The organism is Paraburkholderia sp. USG1, assembly GCF_031570135.1.
Taxonomy (GTDB): domain Bacteria; phylum Pseudomonadota; class Gammaproteobacteria; order Burkholderiales; family Burkholderiaceae; genus Paraburkholderia; species Paraburkholderia dioscoreae.
On sequence record NZ_JAMWXW010000011.1, the window covers coordinates 66,923 to 89,589 of the forward strand.

General features: G+C 62.8%; 19 protein-coding genes and 1 riboswitch. Of the genes, 13 read left to right on the top strand and 6 right to left on the bottom strand.

Annotated features, from left to right (window positions below):
* The first annotated feature begins 16 nt into the window (after nucleotides 1-16).
* From NE850_RS16365 to rfbC, 11 genes are all read left to right on the top strand, one after another.
* The gene (locus NE850_RS16365; protein WP_035518209.1) at nucleotides 17-1,933 is read left to right on the top strand and encodes an extracellular solute-binding protein; all 1,917 of its coding nucleotides are present in this window, start codon (nucleotides 17-19) and stop codon (nucleotides 1,931-1,933) included.
* 8 nt (nucleotides 1,934-1,941) lie between these two features.
* Nucleotides 1,942-2,994, top strand: a complete 1,053-nt coding sequence (locus NE850_RS16370; protein WP_007182467.1) for a microcin C ABC transporter permease YejB — start codon at nucleotides 1,942-1,944, stop codon at nucleotides 2,992-2,994.
* The gene (locus NE850_RS16375; RefSeq protein WP_007182466.1) at nucleotides 2,948-4,063 is read left to right on the top strand and encodes an ABC transporter permease; all 1,116 of its coding nucleotides are present in this window, start codon (nucleotides 2,948-2,950) and stop codon (nucleotides 4,061-4,063) included. Before NE850_RS16370 ends, NE850_RS16375 begins: the two co-directional genes overlap by 47 nt.
* Complete coding sequence (locus NE850_RS16380) at nucleotides 4,060-5,739, top strand: dipeptide ABC transporter ATP-binding protein (protein WP_310698925.1); 1,680 nt, start codon at nucleotides 4,060-4,062, stop codon at nucleotides 5,737-5,739. Before NE850_RS16375 ends, NE850_RS16380 begins: the two co-directional genes overlap by 4 nt.
* The gene (locus NE850_RS16385) at nucleotides 5,732-7,168 is read left to right on the top strand and encodes a TldD/PmbA family protein (protein WP_310698926.1); all 1,437 of its coding nucleotides are present in this window, start codon (nucleotides 5,732-5,734) and stop codon (nucleotides 7,166-7,168) included. The genes NE850_RS16380 and NE850_RS16385 overlap by 8 nt, the downstream gene beginning before the upstream one ends.
* A complete protein-coding gene (locus tag NE850_RS16390) occupies nucleotides 7,168-8,529 on the top strand; it encodes a TldD/PmbA family protein (RefSeq protein WP_165187412.1) in 1,362 nt (453 codons plus the stop codon). Before NE850_RS16385 ends, NE850_RS16390 begins: the two co-directional genes overlap by 1 nt.
* A 4-nt stretch (nucleotides 8,530-8,533) precedes the next feature.
* A complete protein-coding gene (locus tag NE850_RS16395) occupies nucleotides 8,534-9,115 on the top strand; it encodes a GNAT family N-acetyltransferase (protein WP_007182462.1) in 582 nt (193 codons plus the stop codon).
* Nucleotides 9,116-9,119: 4 nt separating this feature from the next.
* A complete protein-coding gene (locus NE850_RS16400) occupies nucleotides 9,120-9,668 on the top strand; it encodes a GNAT family N-acetyltransferase (protein ID WP_007182461.1) in 549 nt (182 codons plus the stop codon).
* 13 nt (nucleotides 9,669-9,681) lie between these two features.
* Nucleotides 9,682-12,888 carry a multidrug efflux RND transporter permease subunit gene (locus NE850_RS16405; RefSeq protein ID WP_007182460.1) on the top strand — a complete coding sequence of 1,069 codons (3,207 nt, stop codon included), beginning with the start codon at nucleotides 9,682-9,684 and terminating at the stop codon, nucleotides 12,886-12,888.
* Between the two features lie 676 nt (nucleotides 12,889-13,564).
* On the top strand, nucleotides 13,565-14,560 hold the full coding sequence (locus NE850_RS16410) for a GlxA family transcriptional regulator (protein WP_007182459.1): 996 nt from the start codon (nucleotides 13,565-13,567) through the stop codon (nucleotides 14,558-14,560).
* A gap of 112 nt (nucleotides 14,561-14,672) precedes the next feature.
* Nucleotides 14,673-15,224 (top strand): dTDP-4-dehydrorhamnose 3,5-epimerase, encoded by a 552-nt coding sequence (rfbC, locus tag NE850_RS16415; RefSeq protein ID WP_007182458.1) that lies wholly within the window; start codon nucleotides 14,673-14,675, stop codon nucleotides 15,222-15,224.
* A 63-nt stretch (nucleotides 15,225-15,287) separates the two neighbouring features.
* Here the strand turns inward: rfbC and NE850_RS16420 are convergent, their stop codons facing one another.
* Nucleotides 15,288-16,178: a DMT family transporter gene (locus tag NE850_RS16420; protein WP_007182457.1), complete on the bottom strand. Its 891-nt coding sequence runs from the start codon at nucleotides 16,176-16,178 to the stop codon at nucleotides 15,288-15,290.
* A gap of 103 nt (nucleotides 16,179-16,281) precedes the next feature.
* Here NE850_RS16420 and NE850_RS16425 point away from each other — a divergent pair, with 103 nt between their 5' ends.
* Together NE850_RS16425 and NE850_RS16430 are read left to right on the top strand one after the other, a co-directional pair.
* Nucleotides 16,282-17,196: a LysR substrate-binding domain-containing protein gene (locus NE850_RS16425; RefSeq protein ID WP_007182456.1), complete on the top strand. Its 915-nt coding sequence runs from the start codon at nucleotides 16,282-16,284 to the stop codon at nucleotides 17,194-17,196.
* A 104-nt stretch (nucleotides 17,197-17,300) separates the two neighbouring features.
* Nucleotides 17,301-17,930 carry a GNAT family N-acetyltransferase gene (locus NE850_RS16430; RefSeq protein ID WP_007182455.1) on the top strand — a complete coding sequence of 210 codons (630 nt, stop codon included), beginning with the start codon at nucleotides 17,301-17,303 and terminating at the stop codon, nucleotides 17,928-17,930.
* A 31-nt stretch (nucleotides 17,931-17,961) separates the two neighbouring features.
* Here NE850_RS16430 and NE850_RS16435 read toward each other — a convergent pair whose 3' ends face one another.
* The 5 genes from NE850_RS16435 to NE850_RS16455 form a co-directional block, all read right to left on the bottom strand.
* On the bottom strand, nucleotides 17,962-18,723 hold the full coding sequence (locus tag NE850_RS16435; protein WP_007182454.1) for an ABC transporter ATP-binding protein: 762 nt from the start codon (nucleotides 18,721-18,723) through the stop codon (nucleotides 17,962-17,964).
* Nucleotides 18,720-19,586 (bottom strand): ABC transporter permease, encoded by an 867-nt coding sequence (locus NE850_RS16440; protein ID WP_165185513.1) that lies wholly within the window; start codon nucleotides 19,584-19,586, stop codon nucleotides 18,720-18,722. Before NE850_RS16440 ends, NE850_RS16435 begins: the two co-directional genes overlap by 4 nt.
* Before the next feature lie 54 nt (nucleotides 19,587-19,640).
* On the bottom strand, nucleotides 19,641-20,699 hold the full coding sequence (locus NE850_RS16445; protein WP_165185516.1) for an aliphatic sulfonate ABC transporter substrate-binding protein: 1,059 nt from the start codon (nucleotides 20,697-20,699) through the stop codon (nucleotides 19,641-19,643).
* Between the two features lie 221 nt (nucleotides 20,700-20,920).
* Entirely contained in the window at nucleotides 20,921-21,082 is a 162-nt protein-coding gene (locus NE850_RS16450; protein ID WP_007182451.1) for a DUF1328 domain-containing protein, read from the bottom strand.
* A 174-nt stretch (nucleotides 21,083-21,256) separates the two neighbouring features.
* Complete coding sequence (locus NE850_RS16455) at nucleotides 21,257-22,114, bottom strand: spherulation-specific family 4 protein (protein ID WP_007182450.1); 858 nt, start codon at nucleotides 22,112-22,114, stop codon at nucleotides 21,257-21,259.
* Between the two features lie 56 nt (nucleotides 22,115-22,170).
* A riboswitch (cyclic di-GMP riboswitch) is annotated at nucleotides 22,171-22,250 on the bottom strand.
* Nucleotides 22,251-22,667: the final 417 nt, after the last annotated feature.

A 22,667-nucleotide genomic window follows, 5' to 3' on the forward strand; every position in this document is an offset into this window, starting at 1 on the left:
CTTACGCATTCCGAAGATGAGACTTGTGAAGTTTCGCTGGCCACGCGCCGCGCGGACGGCAGCGTCCATGCCGCGGCTTCGCACCGCCGCACGAATCGCGCTGTACGCCGGTGCGTGTCTGGCATTGAGCACGGTCTGCGCGCAGGCCCGGCCCTCGATTGCGCAATACGACGAGCCTAAATATCCCGCCGATTTCACGCATTTCGAATACGCGAATCCCGACGCACCGGCCAACGGTACGCTCAGTTTCGAGAACTACAACGAACTGCAGACTTACGATTCGCTGAATCCGTTTCTGGTGCGTGGCGCGCCCGCACCGGACATTCTGAATCTGATGTTCGACACGCTGATGCAGCGGAGTTGGGACGAACTCGCGTCCGAGTATCCGTTGATTGCTAACGACGTCGAGGTCGCGTCCGACCTGAGCTCGGCGACTTTCCATATCAATCCTGCCGCGCGCTTTTCGAACGGCGATCCGATCACCGCTGCCGACGTCAAATACTCGTTCGACACATTGACGGGTCCGAAAGCGTCGCCGCTCTTCAATGCGCAGTTCTCGGTCATCAAGAATGCGATCGTGATCGACAAAAACACAATCCGCTTCGATTTCAAACACGCGGAGCGAGACGCCCCGTTGATTGCCGGTGATTTGCCGATCTTCTCGCCGAAGTGGGGCATGCAGCCCGACGGCAAACGTCCGCCATTCGACCAGATCGCAGTCGCCCCGCCGATCAGCAGCGGCGCATATCTGATCGAAGCGCGCAAGAACGACAAGGAGATCGTGTATCGCCGCAACCCGGACTACTGGGCTGCCAATTTGCCGTCGCGGCGCGGCATGTTCCGTTTCGAGCGCATCACCTTCAAACTGTATCGCGACCACTACACGCAACTGGAAGCATTCAAGGCTGGCGATGCCGATGCTGTCGTCGAATACAGCGCAACGCAGTGGGCACGCAAATACGTCGGCAAGAACTTCGACAATGGACTATTGAAGAAGGGCGAATTCGCCGACGGTCCCGCGCAGATGCAAGGCATGCTCATGAACCTGCGCAAGCCGATGTTCCAGGATCCGCGCGTGCGGCACGCGTTGACGATGGCCTTCGACTACGACTGGATGAACCGCATGATGTTCTACGGTCAATACCGTCGCACGAGCAGTTATTTCGAAGCGAGTCCGTTCGGCGCGACCGGCATGCCCGGACCGAAGGAACTGGCTTTGCTTGAACCGTTGAGAGCGAGCGTACCGCCAGAAGTGTTCGGTCCCATGCTGAAGCAGCCCGACACGATCGCACCGAACTCCTTGCGCGGCAATCTGCGAGTCGCGCGCGATCTGCTGGCGCAGGCTGGCTGGCACTATCGTGACGGCGCGCTGCGCGACGCCCACGGCACGCCCATGACGATCGAAATCATGGACGACCAGCCCGGCATGGACCGCCTGATCCTGCCGTATATGCAGGCGCTCGGCATGCTCGGCATTCAGGCGCATATGCGCGAGATCGACAGTGCGTTGTACCAGAAGCGGCTGGACAACTTCGAATACGATATGACCACCTTCATCTATCCGCCGGTCACGATTCCAGGCGCTGAATTGACGCGCCGTTTCGGCAGCGCGGCGGCGTCGGAGATCGGTTCGGAAAACTATCCGGGCATTCGTTCGAAAGCGGTCGACTCGCTCATTCATTCGGCCCTCTCTGCCGACAATCTCGACGACCTGGAAGCAGCGACGCGTGCACTGGATCGCGTGCTGATCTATTCGTTCTACCTCGTGCCGGAGTACTACGCTCCGGGGGCACGAATCGGCTACAAGTCGACGCTGGGTCATCCGGACAAAGTGCCCATGTCGTATCAATACGAAGACTGGGTGATCGACTACTGGTACAACAAGGCGCCGACCGCCCAGGGCGCATCTTCCACCACGGCTACGGCCCACTGAGGCATCGCATGCTCGCCTACATTCTCAGACGATTACTGTTGATGGTGCCGACCCTGCTCGGCGTAGTCACACTGACCTTTGTCGTCACGCAGTTCGTGCCGGGTGGGCCGGTCGAACAGGTGATGACGCAACTCCGCCACGGCGCCGGCCGTGGCGGAGAGGCGGGGGCGGGCGGCGGCGGCTATCACGGCAGCCAGGGCGTCGATCCGCAGCAGATCGAGCAGATCAAGAAGCAGTTCGGCTTCGACAAGCCACCGCTCGAACGCTATCTGCTGATGCTCAGGCGCTACGCGACGTTCGATCTCGGCCAGTCCTACTATCAGCACGACAGCGTGTGGGACGTGATCAAATCGAAGCTGCCCGTATCGATCACGCTAGGTTTATGGACGGTACTGCTCACCTATCTGATATCGGTGCCGTTGGGGATCGCGAAAGCGGTGCGCAACGGCTCGCGTTTCGATACCGTCACGAGCGTGCTGGTACTCGCCGGCTATGCAATTCCCGGCTTCGTGCTCGGCGTATTGCTGCTGATGTTATTCGGCGGCGGCACATTCTGGCAGGTGTTTCCAATGCGCGGTCTCACATCGGATAACTTCAACGATCTCAGCGCATTCGGGAAGGTACTCGACTATCTCTGGCACATCGTGCTGCCGGTCACGGCTTCGGTGGTCGGCAACTTCGCGATCGTCACGATTCTGACCAAGAACACGTTTCTGGAGGAAATCGGCCGTCAGTACGTGTTGACGGCACGCGCCAAGGGCGCACCGGAGCGCGACGTACTGTGGAAACACGTGCTGCGCAACGCTGCGATTCCATTGCTCACGGGTTTGCCGGCGGCCTTCGTCGGCGCGTTTCTGAACGGCAATCTGCTGATCGAAACGTTGTTCTCGCTCGACGGCATGGGCCAACTGTCGTACGACTCGGTGATCCGCCGTGATTATCCGGTCGTGCTCGGATCGCTCTTTCTCTTCACGCTGATCGCCCTTGTAACCAAACTCATTGCTGACGTCTGCTATGTCCTCGTCGACCCCCGCATCCAATTCAACCGCCTGGACCGCTGACGCGGCCGGCGCGGCGCACGCGGCGTCGCCGTCTCCGTGGCGGCGTACGTGGCTGCGCTTCAGGCAGCAGCGTCTGGGCTACTGGAGCCTCGTGATTTTCGTGTCGCTGTTCGCGATCAGCCTGCTCGGCGAGGTGCTGTCCAACGACCGTCCGTTGATTGTTCGTTACGACGGGCATTACTACTTTCCAATTGTGAAGGACTATCCGGAGACGCTGTTCGGCGGCGACTTTCCGGCGCGTGCGAACTACCTCGATCCGTATATCCGTTCGCGGCTCGAATCGAACGGCAACTTCGCGATCTATCCGCCGAATCATTTCCACTACGACACGATCGACTATTTCGCCGCGCACCCGTATCCTGCGCCGCCTACTACGAGTAACTGGCTCGGCACGGATCAGTTCGGGCGCGACGTGCTGGCGCGGCTGCTCTACGGGTTCCGCTTGTCGGTGTTGATGGCACTGGCGCTCACGGTGTCCGGTGTCGTGGTCGGCGTGTTGACTGGCGCGATACAGGGCTTTTATGGTGGACGTACGGATCTGATCGGCCAGCGTCTGATCGAAATCTGGAGTTCGATGCCTGACCTGTATCTGCTGATCATCTTTGCGTCGATCTTCGAGCCCACGCTCTGGCTGCTATTCATTCTGCTGTCGATGTTCGGCTGGCTCGTTCTGTCGGACTACGTGCGCGCCGAATTCCTGCGCAATCGTTCGCTTGATTACGTGAAGGCGGCGCGCACCATGGGGCTTAGCAACTGGCAGATCATGTGGCGCCACGTTCTGCCGAACAGCCTGACACCGGTGATTACCTTTCTGCCGTTCCGCATGAGCGCCGCGATCCTGTCGCTGACCAGTCTCGACTTTCTCGGCCTCGGCGTGCCGCCGCCCACACCGAGCCTCGGCGAACTGCTACAGGAAGGCAAGAACAATCTCGACGCGTGGTGGATCTCGATGTCGGCGTTTGCCGCACTGGTGATCACGCTGCTGTTGCTGACCTTCATGGGCGACGCTTTGCGCAACGCATTGGACACGCGCTCGCGTGGTTCGGCTTTCGGCGGAGGTCCGCGATGACGACTATTCAGGCGCCTACCCAGGCACCCGTCGGCCGGCCGCTACTGGAAATCGACCGTTTCTCCGTGCGTTTCGGCGACAAGGTCGCCGTGCATGAACTCAGTCTTTCCATTGCACGCGGCGAGCGCGTTGCACTGGTCGGCGAATCGGGTTCCGGCAAGAGCGTCACCGCGTTATCGATTTTGCGGCTCGTCGAGCACGCCGAATTGAGCGGCCGCATGCTGCTCGACGGCGAAGATCTGCTGCAGAAAACCGAGCAGCAGATGCGTGGCCTGCGCGGCGCGGACGTGGCGATGGTGTTTCAGGAACCGATGACCGCGCTCAATCCGCTCTTCACGATCGGCAAGCAGATTGCCGAGAGTTTGCGTCTGCATGAAGGTCTACGGCCGAATGCGGCGCGCGAGCGCGGCATCGAGTTGCTCAGGCGCACCGGTATTCCCGAACCGGAGCGGCGTATCGACAGCTTTCCGCACCAACTGTCCGGCGGCCAGCGGCAGCGCGCGATGATCGCGATGGCGCTCGCTTGCCGCCCGCGTTTGCTGCTTGCCGATGAACCTACCACGGCGCTCGACGTCACCGTTCGCCAGCAGATCGTCGATCTGTTGATCTCCTTGCAGGAGCAGGAAGCGGCCGAACGCGGCATGGCCGTGCTGCTGATCACACACGATCTGAATCTGGTGAAGCGTTTTGCGCAGCGCGTCGCGGTGATGGAAAAGGGCGTACTGGTCGAAACCAATACGACCGAGGCACTGTTCGCGAACCCGCAGCATCCATACACGCGGCGCCTGCTGGACAGCGAGCCGCAACGCGCGGTGGCGCCGGTCGAGCAGGGCGCGCGCCGGCTGCTGGAAGTGCAGGGGCTGGCTGTCGACTACCGCACGTCGGCGAAAGGCTGGCGTTCGCTGTTCGGCCGCTCGACATTCCGCGCGGTGCATGACGTCGATCTGAGCGTGCGGCGCGGCGAAACGCTCGGCATTGTGGGCGAATCCGGTTCGGGCAAATCGACGCTGGCGGCAACGGTGCTTGGTCTGCAACAGCCGGCTGCCGGCCATATCCATATCGACGGCTTGCCGCTTTCCACGCTCAAAACAGCGAAGTCGCGCCGCGCGTTGTATTCGCGCATGCAAGTCGTGTTTCAGGATCCGTTCGGCTCGCTGTCGCCGCGCATGACGGTCGAGCAGATCATCGGCGAAGGCCTTGCCGTGCATCGGCCAGAAGTGGATGCGAGGGCGCGGCGCGCGCGCGTCGGCAGCCTGCTCGAAGAGGTCGGCATGCCCGCCGATGCGATGCTGCGTTATCCGCATGAGTTCTCCGGCGGCCAGCGTCAACGCATTGCGATTGCGCGCGCGCTGGCGGTCGAACCGGAGTTGCTGGTGCTCGACGAACCGACCAGTGCGCTCGACGTCTCTATCCAGAAGCAGGTATTGAATCTGCTGACAAATCTGCAGAAAAAGTACAAGCTAAGCTATTTGTTCATTACGCACGATCTGGCGGTGATGCGAGCCATGGCGCATCGTGTGATCGTGATGAAGTCGGGACGCATAGTGGAAGCCGGCGACATACTCGACGTGTTGCATGCGCCGTCGCATCCTTACACCCAGTCGCTGCTGGCGTCGTCGCTCAATGTGCCGGAGCCGGGCGCCGCCGCGACTCATACGGGAAAAGCCAATGATTGACGAACGTTGGGCGCAGGCCGCCCGTACGCTGAAGAGCCGCGCGGCATTCTGGTCGCTGCGCATAGTCGACGAACAGATCGACGATCACGAGATCCGCAACGATATCGCGCAACCGCTGCGCACGGTGCGGGATCGCGGGGCGATGCTGATCGCCTGGGTGGGTGCGGGCGCGGGCTATGCCGCAACCGCGAATCTGTCCGCGGCGGGTTTGCAGGCGGCGCTCGACATGGCCACCGCACGCGCGGAAGCGAGCGCCGCCTTGTCGTTGATCGACCACCGCGAAGTCGCGCGTCCGGCGGCAAGCGGTGAATACGTGTCGCCGAATGCGCAACATGCGTTGCCGAGCCGCGCCGAATGGCTCGACCGTTTGAGTGCGGAATGCACTGCGGCCAATCTCGACGAAAGAATCGTGGAGCGTGTGGCGGCGGTGCAGATCACGCATACGGATCAGCTCTACATGACGGGCGACGGCGTGCGGATCGACCAGCAGTTCCGCTTCGTGATGCCGCAATTGAGCGTGGCCGCGCACGCGAACGGCGATACCCAGGTGCGCACGCTCGGTGGCAACTACGGCACGCTCGGGCAGGGCGGCATGGAAGTGCTGGCGCGTTTTGGCTTCGAAGGTTCGGGCGCGCGCGTCGCTAACGAAGCGTTGCAATTGCTGGCCGCGCCGAATTGTCCCTCGGGCAAGCGGGATCTGTTGCTGATGCCCGACCAGATGATGCTGCAGATTCACGAATCGATCGGCCATCCGCTCGAATTAGACCGCATTCTCGGCGACGAACGCAATTTCGCGGGCTGGAGCTTCGTCAAGCAGGACATGTTCGGTTCATACCGTTACGGTTCCGAATTGCTGAACGTCACCTTCGACCCGGAGTTGCGCGAGGAAGCGGCAGCCTACGCCTTCGACGACGACGGCTCCGAAGCGCACAAGCAATACCTTATTCGCAACGGCGTGCTGGAGCGTCCGCTCGGCGGCGCGCTGTCGCAGCAGCGAGCCCGCATGCCGGGCGTGGCGAATTCGCGCGCGTCGAACTGGAACCGGCCGCCGATCGACCGCATGGCGAATCTGAATATCGAGCCTGGCGAGAGTTCGCTGGAAGAGATGATCGGCAACATCGAACACGGCATTCTGATGCGCACCAATACGTCATGGTCGATCGACGATCATCGCAACAAATTCCAGTTCGGCTGCGAGTTCGGTCAACTGATCGAAAACGGCAAGCTCACGCAGATCGTCAAACAGCCGAATTATCGCGGCATTTCGGCGAATTTCTGGCGCAGCCTGAGCGCGGTGGGCAATGCGGCCACGCGTGAAGTGTATGGCACGTCCATGTGCGGCAAGGGCGAACCGGCGCAGATCATTCGCGTGGGCCATGCGTCGCCGGCCTGCGTATTCAGCCATATCGACGTATTCGGAGGCGCATGATGAGCCAGTTCATCTCTTCGCGCGCGGCCACGTCGGTGGACTGGCAACGGCATTTCACGGCGCTCGCCGATGCAATCGGGCGCCTGCAGCACGGCGGCGAAACCACGCTCAGTTCGTTTGCCGGCGAGCAGTCCGATTTCATTCGTTTCAATTCGGGCAAGGTGCGACAGACCGGCAGCGTGTCGCAAGGCAAGCTGACCTTGCGTCTGATCGACGGTGCACGTCAGGCGTATTCCACGCTGACCGTGTGCGGCGATCTGCAACAGGATCTCGACGAAGTGAGCGCCACGCTCGTCACCTTGCGAGAGGGGTTGCGCGACGCGGCGGACGATCCGCATCTGCTGTTCGACACGTCGAAATGGGAGCGGACCACGCAGCGTTCAGGCAAGCTGCCGGACCCTGACGGCCTCGCGAGTGTCGTCGCGCAATGCGCGCAAGGGCTGGATTTCGTGGGGTTTTACGCCGGCGGCACGATCGTGCGCGGCTTCGCATCCACGAGCGGCAGCCGCGGCTGGTATGAAGTGGATAACTTCAATTTCAGCTGGTCGCTGTACGACCCGAGTGGCCGCGCGATCAAAACGACCTACGCCGGCGACGACTGGAGCGACGCCGTGTTCGCGCGCAAAGTCGAGCAGGCCGCGACCCGCCTTGCCGTGCTCGCGCGCGCGCCGCGCGCGTTGGCGCCGGGACGCTACCGTTCCTATCTGGCGCCCGCGGCGTTGTCCGAACTGCTCGGCGTCACCGCGTGGAGCGGCTTTTCCGCTCGCGCGCAGGCGAGTTCACGCAGCGAGTTGTACAAGCTGCATGTGGGAGAAGTCGTAGTCGACCCGCGCGTAACGATCAGCGAAGATCTGAGTCTCGGCATCACGCCCGGCTTCAACGACGACGGCTATCTGCGCGACAGCGTCCCGTTGATCCAGGCTGGCCGCAGCGCAGAGCGGCTGACCAACGCACGCAGTGCGCGCGAATACGGCTTGACACCCAATGGTGCGCTCGCCGGCGAGTCACCGGCCGCGCTCTCGATGCAAGCAGGCGATCTGCCTGAAGAAGACGTGCTGGCGAAACTCGGTACCGGGCTCTACATCGGCAATCTCTGGTACGTGAACTTCTCGGACCGCATGAATTGCCGCCTCACCGGCATGACGCGCTTCGCGACTTTCTGGGTCGAGAACGGAGAAATCGTCGCCCCGCTCGAGGCCATGCGTTTCGACGACAGCCTGTACCGTTTGCTAGGCAGCGAACTCGAACAACTCGGCGCGCAGGCCGAACTGCTTTTGAGCGACTCGACGTGGGGCGAGCGCGCCACGGGCGGCATGCAATTGCCCGGCATTCTGGTGAAGTCATTCGAATTGACGTTATGAGCCTATGGATCGACACGAAAAAATAGAATCAAAGCCTGAGAGCTTGCCCGAGGGCCTGACGCTGCGCGCCTTGCGCGTGGCAGACACGGAACAGTTTCACGCCATGCTGCAAATGCCCGTGGCGATGAACGGCAATCCGCAGATGCCGTTTCGGACTGTTGCCAGCACACGAGAGCACCTGGAAGAATTCGAGGCCCCCGGAATTGCGATCGCTGCGACGGTGGGCGACACGCTGGTCGGGGAGGCGAGCCTCAGTCCATTCAAGGGGCGCCGCGCGCATGCCGCTTCGATCGGCATTGGTGTACACGACGCATGGCAGCGGCGCGGCATCGGACGTGCGCTGATGACCGAACTGCTCGATCTGGCCGACAACTGGCTTGGTCTGCGCCGAGTCGAGTTGCATGTCTACACCGACAACCATGCGGCACTCGCGCTCTATCGCAAGTGCGGCTTCGAGATCGAAGCGCATCAGCGCGGTGCGGTATTGCGTCGCGGCGTTTTGATCGACTGTTATTTCATGGCGCGGCTGCGCGAGCCGGCACCGTGGATGTCGCCGCTATCGGCCACCCATCTTGCAGTGGAATAAGACCATGAAAGAAACAAGGTCGCCGGACGGCGCCGTGCACGAGAAATGTATTATGGTTCGCGCGCTCGAATCGTCTGACATGGACGCGTTCGCCGAGATCATGAGCCTGCCCGGTGTGCGGCGCGGCACGCTGTCGGTCGGCTATCGCAGTCCTGAACAACTCGCGGCGTGGTATGAGCGGCGCCTAAAAAGCGGTGTGAACGTGTGCGCGATTATCGACGAACGCGTGGTCGGCCACGCCGGTCTCGAGGTTCACCGGCCGAGCCGCGCGCACTGTGCGCATATGGGGCTGGCCGTGCACGACGCGTATCATGGGCGCGGTGTCGGCTCGGCGCTTCTGCAGGGTTTGATCGACTGCGCGGACGGTTCGCTCGGTTTGCGCCGCATCGACCTGACGGTGTTTTCCGACAACGCGCCGGCCATCGCGCTGTATCGCAAGTTCGGCTTTGTCGAAGAAGGTTATTCGCGCGGTTTCGCGCTGCGCGACGGCATCCTGGCCGATGTGCTGCATATGGCCCGTCTCGTCGAAGCACCGCGCCTCCAGACAATCTGAATGGATTCTTTGAGTGCCATTTTTCTTCATCGACCGCCCGGTCTTCGCATGGATCGTCGCGCTCGCCCTTGTCGTGGCGGGCGCGCTGGCTATTCCGCAACTGCCGGTGGCGCAGTATCCGCGTCTTGCGCCGCCGCGCGTCGTGATATCCGCCACGTATCCGGGTGCTTCGACTGAAGTCGTGGACGCCAATGTCGGCAGCATCATCGAGGAGAGTCTCGATGGCGCCGACAATATGCTGTACTACGAAACGACGAGCGACAGCCTGGGCGAGCTCGAAATCGACGCGACCTTTGCACCGGGCACCAATCCCGATCTCGCGCTGGTGGATATCCAGAACCGGCTCAAGCAGGTCGAGCCGCGCTTGCCACAGCAGGTCGTGCAGCAGGGCATCAGCGTGTTCAAGGCCGCCAACACGTTCCTGATGCTGGTGGCGCTCACCTCCACCGACGGCACGCGCGACTCCGTGCAACTGAGCGATTACCTGAGCCGCTACGTGTTGCGTGAATTGAAGCGAGCGCCAGGAGTGGGCTCGGCCCAACTCTGGGACGCGGACGAAGCGCTGCGCATCTGGCTCGATCCGATGAAGCTGCGCGAATACGGCCTCGGCGCCGCCGAAGTGAACGCCGCCATTGCCGCGCAGAATGCGACCGTCACGGCCGGCACGCTGGGTGACGCGCCATTCGTGCCGGGCCAGCAACTCACCGCCTCGGTGAGTGTGAAGGGGCAATTGATCTCGCCGGCCGAATTCGGCCAGATCGTGCTGAAGGCGCGGCCGGACGGCTCGGCCGTGCGCCTGCGCGACGTCGCGCGGGTTGAAGTGGGGCGCGACAATTACTCGTTCTATTCGCGCCTGAACGGCAGGGCCGCGGCGACGGTCGGGATTCAACTCGGGCCGCGCGGCAACGCGCTCGAAACGTCGAATGCGATTCGTGCGCGGCTTGCCGAGTTGTCGAAAGGATTGCCGTCGGGCGTCTCCATCGAAATCCCGTTCGACAACGCGCATTTCGTGCAGATTGCAATTCACGAGGTGCTCGTCACACTCGCGGAAGCGGTGGTGCTGGTGTTCTTCGTCATGTGGCTGTTTCTGCGCGATCTGCGCTACACGCTGGTGCCGACCGTGGTGATTCCGGTCACGCTGATGGGCGCGTTTCTCGCCATGTACGCGTGCGGTCTGTCGATCAACGTATTCACTCTGTTCGGCCTCGTGCTCGCCATCGGGATTCTCGTCGACGACGCGATCGTGGTGGTGGAGAGCGTGCACCGCGTGATGGAAGAAGAGGGCCTGCCGCCACGCGAGGCTACGCGCAAGGCGATGTCGCAGATCGGCGGCGCGATTGTCGGCGTGACGGCGGTGTTGACGGCCGTGTTCGTACCAATGGCGTTTTTCCCCGGCGGCGTCGGCGGCATTTACCGGCAGTTCGCGGTGGCTATGATCGCGTCGATGCTGGTGTCGTCGTTCATGGCCTTGTCGTTGACGCCCGCGCTGTGCGCGAATCTCTTGAAGGCGCACACGCAATCGGTTCGTCAACGTGATGCGCGCCGCGGCGTTCTGGGTTTCGCGGCGCGCGCGGCAAGCCGCTTCACATCCGGTTTCGATCGGGCCGCGCGTGGCTATCGCGGCTTGACCGCGCGCACGCTGCACCGCATCGGCCCGATGCTGGCGGTCTACGCGGTGCTGGTCGGCGTGTGCGGTTTGCTCTACTGGCAGATGCCCGGCGGTTTTCTGCCGAGCGAAGACGAAGGCCAGTTGCAGGTGATGGTGCAATTGCCCGCGGGTGCCACGCAGGCACGCACGCTGGCCGTAGTGGAGCGGGTGGAAAAAATCCTCCACGCGGAGCCCGCCATCGCCAACGTGACGAGTGTGATCGGCTGGAGTTTTTCCGGCAGCGGCCAGAACGTGGCGATGGGGTTTGTCGAACTCAAGGACTGGGGCAAGCGTGATGTCGACGCGCTGGCTCTGCGAGACCGGCTCAATGCAAAGTTCGACAGGATTCTGGACGGCAACGTAGAGGCGCAATTACCGCCTTCGGTGCCGGGCGTCGGGCATTCGGACGGTTTCGTGTTTCGTCTGGAGGATCGCGGCGGAGTGGGGCTCGACGCGCTGAAGGCCGCGCGCGAGCAACTGTTCACGCAGGCCAAAGCGAGTCCTGTGTTGGCTTCCGTGCACTCCGAGGATCTGCCTGACGCGCCGCGCGTCGAGCTGATCGTCGACCGCGCGAAAGCGTATGCGCTCGGCGTGTCGTTCGATCGCATCGCCGACGTGCTGGGCAGCACCTTCGGCTCGACCTATATCGACGATTTCCCGGCGGGCGGCCGCATGCGCCGTGTGATGATCGCCGCCGAGGCCGCCACGCGCATGACCGAAGACGACCTGCTGGCGCTCGCGGTGCCCAACTCGACGGGCGGCATGGTGCCGCTCTCGGCTATCGCGACGCGCCAGTGGACGATCGGCCCGGTGATGCTGACACGCTACAACGGTTATCCGTCGCTCGACGTGAGCGGTCACGCGGCCCCCGGCTACAGTTCCGGCGCGGCGATGGCGGAGATGGAACGGCTCGCCGCCGCGTTGCCGGTTGGCGTCCAGTACGACTGGGTCGATGCGGCGCGCGAGGAAACCGCGGCCGCGAAACTCACGCCGCTACTGATCGGCCTTTCGTTGTTAGCGGTCTTCATGGCGCTGGCGGCGCTCTACGAAAGCTGGACGATCCCGTTAGCGGTGCTGATGGTCGTGCCGCTCGGCGTGATCGGCGCGGTCGCGGCCGTGCTGTTGCGCGGCATGCCCAATGACGTGTACTTCAAGGTCGGCATGATCACGGTGATCGGCCTCGCGGCGAAGAATGCGATTCTGATCGTGCAATTCGCCCGCGATCTGTATCAGCGTGGCCTGCCGTTGACGCGTGCCGTGACCGAAGCCGCGGGCGCGCGCTTCCGCCCGATCGTGATGACCTCGGCGGCGTTTCTGCTCGGCGTCGTGCCGCTGGTGGTGTCGAGCGGCGCGGGCGCCGAAAGCCGCCGCTCGATCGGCACCGGCGTGTTCGGCGGCGTGCTGGCTGCCACGCTGTTCGGATTGGTGTTCGCGCCGGTCGCGTTCCATGCGGTCGCGTCGCTCACGCACGGCCGGCGCCGGCTTGCGCAACTGCATCGCAAGAGGGAGGAGCGGCGGGTACGCCGTGCCACGGTCGAACGCGCGCCACTCGACGAATCGCCCACGGCCTGACGGCGTTCCGCCCGCCACCTGATTCACGCGCGCCACGGCCACGAGGCGCGCGTATTCCCCTGAAGGTTGCGCTTGCCGCACGTGAAGAAACCTTTTCAGATCAGACGTATAAATACGCGATGTTTCAATATAGAAACGTTTTCAGATGTTCGAGAAAAGCGTTTCTAAATATTTAATCGGTATCGGTTCTATAAATACTGCTTGGATGGCATTCTGGCGGATGTTAAATTCCCGGTTTGCGAATAAAGCCGCTATGGAACGGTCATTATCTGCGAGGTTTGGAGTTCAGGTTTGAAACACTTTCTTGTGCCGACGCGACACCCGCAGGTCACAAAGCAGCCGGCTCTACAGAGGCGCGAGCAGTGCGTGACGATGGCTCGGGAGCAAGGCTACAAGCCGTTCCGGCACCAAGGCGGAAAATTTCGCCGGCATGATTCGCTGCCGCGCCGGAACGGCCGGCGTGAGACATATGAAACGCGAGATAACGGTTTTCTTCATACATTCCGTATCTCGATAGTATTTGTTTTTCAAATTTACTATAGCGAGGTGTTCGGCTAACATCACGCTTAATCCGTTAAGTGGCATGGTTCGAAATCACCCTCGTCATAATCATCGCGTTCATATCGGCCGCTAACGGGATCGGGGTCCACAATGTACGACAGTCTGGGGAAATATCATGCCGCACATGCACCTTGATACTGCGAGGATCACCTGGTTGCATACGCCGACGCTGAGCGCGCGCAGTGCAACGCGGCGAATCGGCGTGTTGCTGTTCGACGGCTTCTGGCTGCTCGGGCCGGGCACGGTGGTGGAGATGTTCCAGACCGCCAACGAACTGTCGAGCTCGCGAGCCGGCGAAGAGCAGCCTTACGAAGTGCAATTCCTTTCAATGGACGGCGGCAGCGTCGCCAGTTCTTCTTCGGCCCGCATCTGGACCGACCGTATCGACGCGCGTTTCGGCAGCGGCTTCGACGTGCTGTTTATCGCCGGCGGCTACGGTGCGCATGTGGCTGCGCGCGACGAGCGGGTACTCGGCTGGCTGCGTTCGGTGCAATCGCGCACTCGCGCGATCGAAACGATCGGTGAAGGGCGACTCGTTCTGGAAGCGGCCGGCCCGTCGGATCACGACGCACCGCAGGTGAACCGCTATCTGAACGGCATCACGAGCGAGTCCGCTCTCAGCGCATCCAATGATCGTCATGACTGTGCGCGCAGCGCGCTCATGTTCATCAAACGCGACCTTGGCGCTGAACTCGCCCGCAGCGTCGCCGATCGCGTGATGCCCGGCATGGCGGCCAACTGGGTGCCGCTGCCGGCGGAAGGCGGCACACTCAGCGTGGCCGAAAAAATCCGCGCCGCAGCGCGCTGGATGGAAGCGAATTGCGACCGTCCGGTTTCGGTGGCGGACGCCGCGCAGGTCGCGGCGATGAGCGAGCGCAATTTCCTGCGGCGTTTCAAGCATGAAATGCAACTCACGCCGTCGGACTATCTGTTGCAGATACGGCTGCGCATTGCCTGCAACTTCCTCACCGAGACCGAATTGCCGGTCGACAAGATCGCGCGCCGCAGCGGAACGGGCAACGGCGATCGTCTCGCGAAGATTTTCCGCAAGCGCATGGCGCTGTCTCCAACCGAATATCGCGCCCGCAGCCGGATCACGACGCGGGCGTAGTATTCGTGGAGGCGCTCGTGCCGGCAGAAGAGGCGGCGCCTTACGAGAATTGAACGCGTCCGTCGTGGCGGCCGCGTTTTTGCCGGTCAGGATACTTACGAGTGCGGCGGCCATGGGCAACAAGGTGATCGCGACGGCATTGCCGGAGGTGAAACTCATCGAGCCCGAGGTGTTCTGCGACGAATTCGGCTTCTGCTTCGAAAGCTTCAGCGAGGACGAGTTTATCGCCGACCTCTCGCCAGCTTTCCAGTTCGTGCAGGACCGGCATTCGAGCGCGGTGCACGGCGTGTTGCGCGGGCTGCACTATCAGGTGCAGCGTCCTCAAGGGCGGCTGATGCGGGTCGTGGTGGGCGAAGTGTTCGGCGTCGCGGTGGACGTGCGGCTCAATTCGCCGAACTTCGGCAAGTGGTGCGGGGCGGATCTGAGCGCGGCCAATCACCGCCAGATCTGGGTGCCGCCAGGCTTTGCGCACGGTTTCGTGGTGCTGTCCGAGGTCGCCGAGTGTCTGTGGAAGACCACGGAGTACTGGTTTCCCGAACTGGAGCGCTGCATTCTGTGGCGCGATCCCGACATCGGCATTGAATGGCCGATCGATTTCGAGCCGATTCTCGGCACGAAGGACGCCGCGGGCCGGCGTCTTTACGAGGCGGAAAACATCGCCTGAGCGCTCGGGTGGCGTTGTGTGCCCTGACGGCCGTGCACTGCCGGTGCTGTGCTGCAACGGGAATCAGCGCGTCGCGACCACCGCGCCGACGCTTGCGGTCACCACCAGCAGCGTGCCGGCGATCTGTAAAACCCCCATCGGCTGATGCAGCACGACGAAGCCCGCCAACGCGCCGATTGCCGGTTCGACACTCATCAGGATCCCGAACGAAGCAGCCGGCATGTGGCGCAATGCCACCATTTCCAGCGCGTACGGCAGCAGCGGGACCAGCAGCGCGAGGCCTGCCGTTGCCGCGATCTGAGCGCCCGCCACGTGCAGCCCGCTTTGCGCCAGTCCGAACGGCGTGGCCGCGAGCGCAGCCGCGATTAGCGACACCGACAGTCCTTCGAGTCCCGCGAACAGGGTGCCGGTCTTTTTCATCAACACGATATAGCTGCCCCAACCGAGCGCCGCGCCGCACGCGAGCAACACGCCGAGCGGTTCGCCGATCCAGCCGGCGCGATCGCGCGAAAGCAGTATGACGCCAGCAATCGCCAGCGCGGGCCAGAGCAACGCTCGCGCGCGGCGCACCGCGAACGTGGCCACGGCGAGCGGCCCGAGAAAGTCGATCGCGACGGCAAGCCCTAACGGAATACGCTGGAGCGCTGCGAAAAAGCACAATGTCATGCCGGCCATCGCCGCGCCCAGCACGCCGGCGGCAAGCCAGTGCGAGCGCGAATAGGTCCGAAAGCGCGGGCGCACCAGCACGGCGAGCACCAAAGCCGCCCAGCACAACCGCAGCCACGTAGTGGTGAGCGAACCGTACGCGGCCATGGTCGGTGCGGAGAGCGCGGCGCCGAATTGCACGCTCGACATCGACAGGACGCACAGCAACGCCGCCCCGGCTGCGGTGCGGGCCGGTTTCACGTTGTTCTGCACGGGAGTCAGCGTAGGTTGAATGGTCGTGTCCTGCATAGGGGATTGCCTGATGCCCGATTGGAATTCGTTGACGCTATCTTATCGGTGCAGGCGGTATTAAGATAAGTTGATATTTCTTATGCCGACTTCAAAAACCCTTATGAGCCGAGATCTCGACAGCAGCTTGCTGCGGGCCTTCGTCACCGTGGCGGAGACGGGTGCGGTGGGCGTCGCGGCAACGCGGCTCGCACGCACTCAGGCCGCGGTGAGCATGCAATTGCGCCGGCTCGAGGAAGAACTCGGGCAGCGTTTGCTCGACCGCTCACCGCGCGGTGTGCAACTCACCGAAGCCGGGCATCTGCTGCTGCCCTATGCGCACACCATTCTCGGCGCGGGCGCCGATGCGCGTCGCGCGTTGAGCGCCGGGCAGGTGTCCGGCATCGTGCGGCTCGGTATGCTGGAGGACATTGCGGTCGGTCGTTTGCCGCGCGCGTTGCGGCGTTTTTCGATCGCTTATCCGCAAGTGGCGCTGGAAATCGTGGTCGACAGCAGTGTCGCGCTGTCGAACCGGCTCGCGGACGGCAGCCTCGATGTCGTGGTCGGCGATCCCGCGCTGGTCGACGCGGCGCCGCTGCTGACCTGGCGGCAGCCGCTCTTCTGGGTCGGCGCGCGCGGCTTCAGCCGCGAAGCGGAGGCGCTCTTGCCGGTGGTGGCATTCGGCGGTGCGTGTCTGTGGCAGCAGCAGGTTCTGACGGCGTTGCGGCGCGCGGGGATTGCGTGGCGCATCGTGTGCACCAGCACCAGTCTGCCGGCCGTGCAATCCGCGGTTGAAGCCGGGCTTGGCGTGTCGGTGCTGCTCGACGGCAACATCCGCTCGGAATCGATGCGCGTGCTGGGTCAAGCCGATGGTTTGCCCGACGCGCCCACCGCGGACTTCGGGCTTTTCACGCGCGAAGTGTCGGGCGCTCAGGCAGCGGCCGTGCAAACCTTGCAAACGTTCCTCTGCGAGGAATTGCATCTCGGCCTGCGCGAAGGCGAACCTTCGCTAATGCCGGTTTCGTCCGCGTTGGGATGATGCGCGGGCCGCTCCTTCTACGTGAGTTTTTACGACATTTTTTCTTGAGACGTACCCACGCGAAATCTACACTTCGGGCATCCTGATACCGCGAGGTGCTCAACGTGAAGCGACGTGCAACGACACAACAATCCGTTCGTATCGACTACGTGTGTCACGGCGTGGGCCGCGTCGAATTGCGCCGCTTCGACCCGGCTCGCGATTCGTACGTTGCGTTGACGGCATTGTTGCATCGCGCCTTCACACCGCTCGGCGCGATGGGCCTCAACTGCACATGCGTCGATCAGACCGTCGAGACGACACGGCTGCGCGCCACGCGGGGCGATTGCTATGTGGCGGCGTGCGACGGACGCATCGTCGGCACGATGACGCTCTATGCGCAGGATCGTGAATCGGCTTGCGAGCTATACCGTCGCGACGATATCGCCAGCTTGCGGCAGTTCGCGGTCGAACCGGTGTGGCAGGCGCGCGGCATCGGTACGCTGCTGCTCGCATTCGCCGACCATTGGGCCGCGACGCGAGGTTATGCCGAGCTCGCGCTCGATACGCCGCAACCGGCTGCGCATCTGATTGCGTTTTATCGCGGCCAGGGGTTTCGTATCGTCGATTTCGTGCGCTTCGACGGCAAGCGTTACGACAGCGCGATCCTGAGCAAGCCGCCGGTGGCGACGCGTACGCTCGCCAACTGGTCGCACCGATTGAGCGCGCGGGCGCCGATCGCGTGCGCGGCGTGAACAGGGTGACGGCCTGCCGATTGACGCGGATTCATTCGTCATCCTCAAGTCTGCCGTAGGCAATCCCCTCCAGCAAGACATCGCGCAGCGGGTCCAGCGCGGGATCGCGCAGGTTACGAGGCCGTGGCGCAGTAACGCGGATCTCGCGCGCGATGCGGCTCGGACGGTCGTCACCGGGCGGTGACAGCAACAGAACGCGATCGGACAGGTAAAGCGCTTCATCGAGATCATGCGTGACGAGCAGCGCGGCTGTTCCGTGGGCGCGCGTCAACGAGAGCAATACCTGTTGCAGCCGTGAGCGCGTGATGGCGTCGACGGCGCTGAACGGCTCGTCGAGCAACAGCAGGTCGGGCTCCGCGAACAGGCCGCGCGCCAGCGCAACGCGTTGCGCCATGCCGCCGGACAGCCGTTTCGGCAGCGTATCGCGGATACCCGGCAGACCGACTTCGGCGAGCAGCGCATCCACACGCGGATCGTGTCCCCGTCGCGGGCCGGCGGCGAACGCGATATTGTCGGCTACGCTTAGCCACGGCAGCAGCCGGGGCTCCTGGAAGATCACGCCGATCCTCCCGGACGGTCCGCGCTGCGGTTGATTCTCCAGCACCACTGAGCCAGCGACGTCCCGGTCGAGACCCGCAATCGCCCGCAGCAGCGTGCTTTTTCCGCATCCGCTGGGACCGACCAGACTCAGAATTTCGCCGCGCGCGAGTTCGAACGATACCTGTTCGAACACCGTGCGTTGCCCAAAGCGCCGGGTGAGCCCGCGCACTTCGAGCATGGGTGGCTGGGTCATTGTCCGTCTCCCGTCCCAACGCGTGCGTCGCGCCAGGACAGCACGCGCGTCTCGATTGCCTTGAATGCGCCGTCGCTCAGTTTGCCGAGCAGCGCCAGCAGCAGGATCGCGCCGAACACCACATCCGGCCGGCCGGTCTCGCGTCCGTCGCTCAGCAGATAGCCGAGTCCACGTGTCGCGGCGATCAGCTCCGCGGCGACCATGAACATCCACGCGAGACTCAGGCCGGTGCGCAAACCCGTGAAGATCTGCGGCATCGAAGCGGGCAGGAGGATGCGCGTGAACAGCGCGCGTTGCGTCAGCCGGTTGACCTCGCCGAACTCGATCAGCTTGCGGTCGACGCCGTGTATGCCGGCCACGACGCCGAGCTGCACCGGAAAGAATGCACCGATCGCGATCAGCGTGATTTTGGGGGCTTCGTCGATACCCATCCAGAGCAGAAGGATCGGCACCCATGCGAGCGAAGGAATCGCGCGCAGCGCCTGAAACGCGGGGTCGAGCAGTGCATCGGCGCGGCGGCTGAGTCCCATCGCGGCGCCGATCAGCAACGCGAGCGCGGAGCCCAGCGCAAAGCCTGCGCAGACCCGCGCGACGCTCGCGCCGACATGCCGTGCGAGACGTAGACCGCCGAGATCCCATAATGTTTGCGCGATGGCGCTCGGCGCGGGCACGAGATGCGCGGGCAACACGGACGCTCGGACCAGGACTTCGATCACGGCGAGAAACAGAACCGGCAGCGCAAGCCCTGCATAACGCCACGGACGCAACGGGTCGCGTATGCGCTGATTCTGCGCGGGATTGCTCGCGGCGAGCCGTTGCGAAGCGCGCCTTGCCGGCGCGAGCGTCTCTTCAGTCGCGGCCATGATTCCGGCCGCCCGTGCAGGCACTGACTGCTTGCGAAATTCGTATTGAGCGCATTATTTCGCGTTGGAGTTTGCGGACGCGATGACGGGTTGAGCGATTTTCGAATCGATCAGCGCGTCGATGACCTGATTGAGATCGGTGCCGCTTTTCACCAGTTGCTCGTCGACGAGAATCGGCGCAGCGGTTTTGAGCGCGGCGATCTGCTGCGCGCCGGGCTGCGGGTGGCTGAAATCGTTACGACTGAGTTGCAGCTTCGCGACCGCGAGCGACACCTTCGATTCTTCAGCGACGATCTTCGCCGTATCGTCGGGATGCGCGGCGATCCACGCGCGCGCTTTTTCATAGACCTTCAGCACGCGGGCCAGCGCATCCGGATGTTCGCGAATGAAGTCGTCGCGCGCGTTCAGGAAGCCCCACGTGTTGAAGTCGACGTTGCGGTACAGCAGGCGCGCGCCGTCGTCGACCTGCGCGGCGGCCATGTGCGGATCGAGACCGGCCCATGCGTCGACCTGTCCGTTCGCCAAGGCGGTGCGGCCGTCCGGATGCTGGAGGTTTACGAGTTCGACGTCGTCGCGCGACAGTCCCACCGTATGCAGCGCGCGCAACGTGAAGAGGAACGGGTCGGTGCCCTTGGTCGCGGCGATCTTCTTGCCTTTCAGATCGGCGAGACTCTTGATGGGTGAGTCCTTGCGCACGACGAGCGCGGTCCACTCGGGGCGCGAAAAGATATAGACGGCGCGGATCGGATTACCGTTCGCCTTGCCGAGCACGGCGGCGAGCCCCGCTGTCGAGCCGATATCGATCGCGCCGCTGTTCAGATACTCGAGCGCACGGTTGCTGCCGAGGCTGAGCACCCACTTGACGGGGGTGTGGTCGGCGGCGAACTCCTGTTCCAGCCAGCCGTTGCGTTTGATAACGAGGCTTTCCGGCGAGTAATACGCGTAGTCGAGCTTCAGTTCGGCGAGCGGCGCGGCCTGCGTGGTGCCGACGCCGGCGACGCACAGCGCGAGCGCGGCCGCTGCCGCCGACATGAAGTCGCGCAGAACGCGCGCGCGGCGCGCGGGCGACGTGCGTGCCCGAGCGAAGAATGCAAAGCCCCGAACCAGTGCCATTGATTGTCCTTATGGTTGCGTGTGATCTGAACGTCCAATGTAGCGAAAGCGTTCACGCATGCGAACCAATTAAAGTTCAGAATCAAAGCAGTTCTGGCGCTATTGCAGAGCAAAAAAACCGGCACCAACAGCAACAATTGCAATACCGTGTGGCAAGTATTGCAACCGCATGCCGATTTCGTGCCGGGCCTGTATGTCCAACTGAACGGTCGAAGCGCTAATCAGCGTCGCATCACGCCCATCAGCAAGGTGACGAGGAAGATCACCACGAAGATGAAGAACAGCACCTTGGCGATTTCCGTGGCGCCGGCGGCAATGCCGCCAAAGCCGAATACCGCGGCGATGATGGCGATGATGAAAAAGATTGCAGCGTATCGAAGCATGGGGCCTCCCACCGATGGATTGCTGGATTGAAGCTGGAAACGGCGACTCGTTGTGGGCACTGCGTGCTTTGACGGGTTATTTGCCGGCTAGCGCAATACAGCAATAGGTGTGCCCAGCGGCCGGCGGTCCAAGTGGCGCCGGCCGGGCAAGATGGGTGTCGACGGCTGTGCCCGTCAAGGTGCGGCGGCGTCCGCCACTTCGTCGTTCCAGTAGGGCGGCAGCGCCTTATACGGATTGCCGCCGGCAAGCGACGTGACATACACGCCGCCCGCGCCATGCGCTTTTGCGTATTGCACGACGCCTGGCAACTGCGCAGCGGTCGCGCCGTACACCATGTGCACGAAGCGGTTCTTCGGATAGCCGGCTTGCCAGCTCATCGGCTGGTATTTCGCGTAGCTCTTCGCCGTGCTTTCGAATACGACGAACTGGTCGGCCGTCGGCAGGCTTGCGTAGAGTTCGGGAATGTTGGTGCCCGGATTGGCCGTCACCGAGTAGGCGGCGTTCAGTCCTTTGATGTAGTTGTAGATCGACTGGTAGAACTGGATGTGCGACATCTGGCTGTCGGACGTCATCTCGTCGATGAAGAAGCCGTCCACCTTATACAGCGCGACATACGTGTTGATATCGGTCACGACCGCGGACAGCGAGCGCTTGCCGTACGACGTGGACACGTAGCCCAATACCTTGCCGCCTGCGGCGCGAAGCCTGGTGGCAGCCGCGGCATAGTTCGGATCTTCCTTCACGCCGGGGCCGCTGTTCGGATTCAGGATGGCGGTAGTCGGCACCTTGCGCGCCGTGGTCGTGAGACTGTTCCAGTTCGCGACGCTGCCGGTGGCATTGAAGTAGGAGGGTACGACGAGGCTGGTTGCCGTGCTGCCCGCGAAGGCCGTGCCGTCGATGCATCCCAGCAGCAGGCCCGCAATGAGTCCCGCTCGCCCCAGATACCTGCCGGTGCGGCCCGCAACGCGGGTTCCGCGCACCGATTCCGAAGCAGCAGCCGAAACCGCACCCATTCCCCGATTTTTCCGCATGTAGCCTCCTGACGCGGTTCTTCGAAACCGCTGTCGATTGGCCCGCCGTGGATACGGCGGGCAACTGGCAAACTCCCGCAAGGGAGTCCCTATAGTTTTGCGTCGCCGGATCGCTCCGGGTTTGCCCAAACTGCGCTAACGGCATCCTCTCGCATTTTCTTTAGGGAGCCAGTTTAATTTTTTTGTCGCGTTTTGAGGCGGGTGCGCTTACGGGCCTTCCCGGAATGATTTTTATTTTTCATTCCGGTATCTGTTGCCACACTCGCGGTCTTGTCCGCCCGATTTAAACCCAATCAAACTTTTTTAGAAAAACGCACGATAGTGCATTTTTATCCGATGATTATTGATCAGAAGATTGGCGCTCAGCGGAGTTTGACTCGAACTGGATGCGGCGATTTTCCAACACATTTTCGAACCGCTTGACGACTCGATTTTCCAGCCAGGGATCGGTGAGTATCGCTTGCGCTCGGGCGCGCAATCGTTTGCCTTTGAATTCAAGCGGATGCGTTTTTCACTATTTAACTGTCCGGAATCGCGCAATGGCATAACTCAG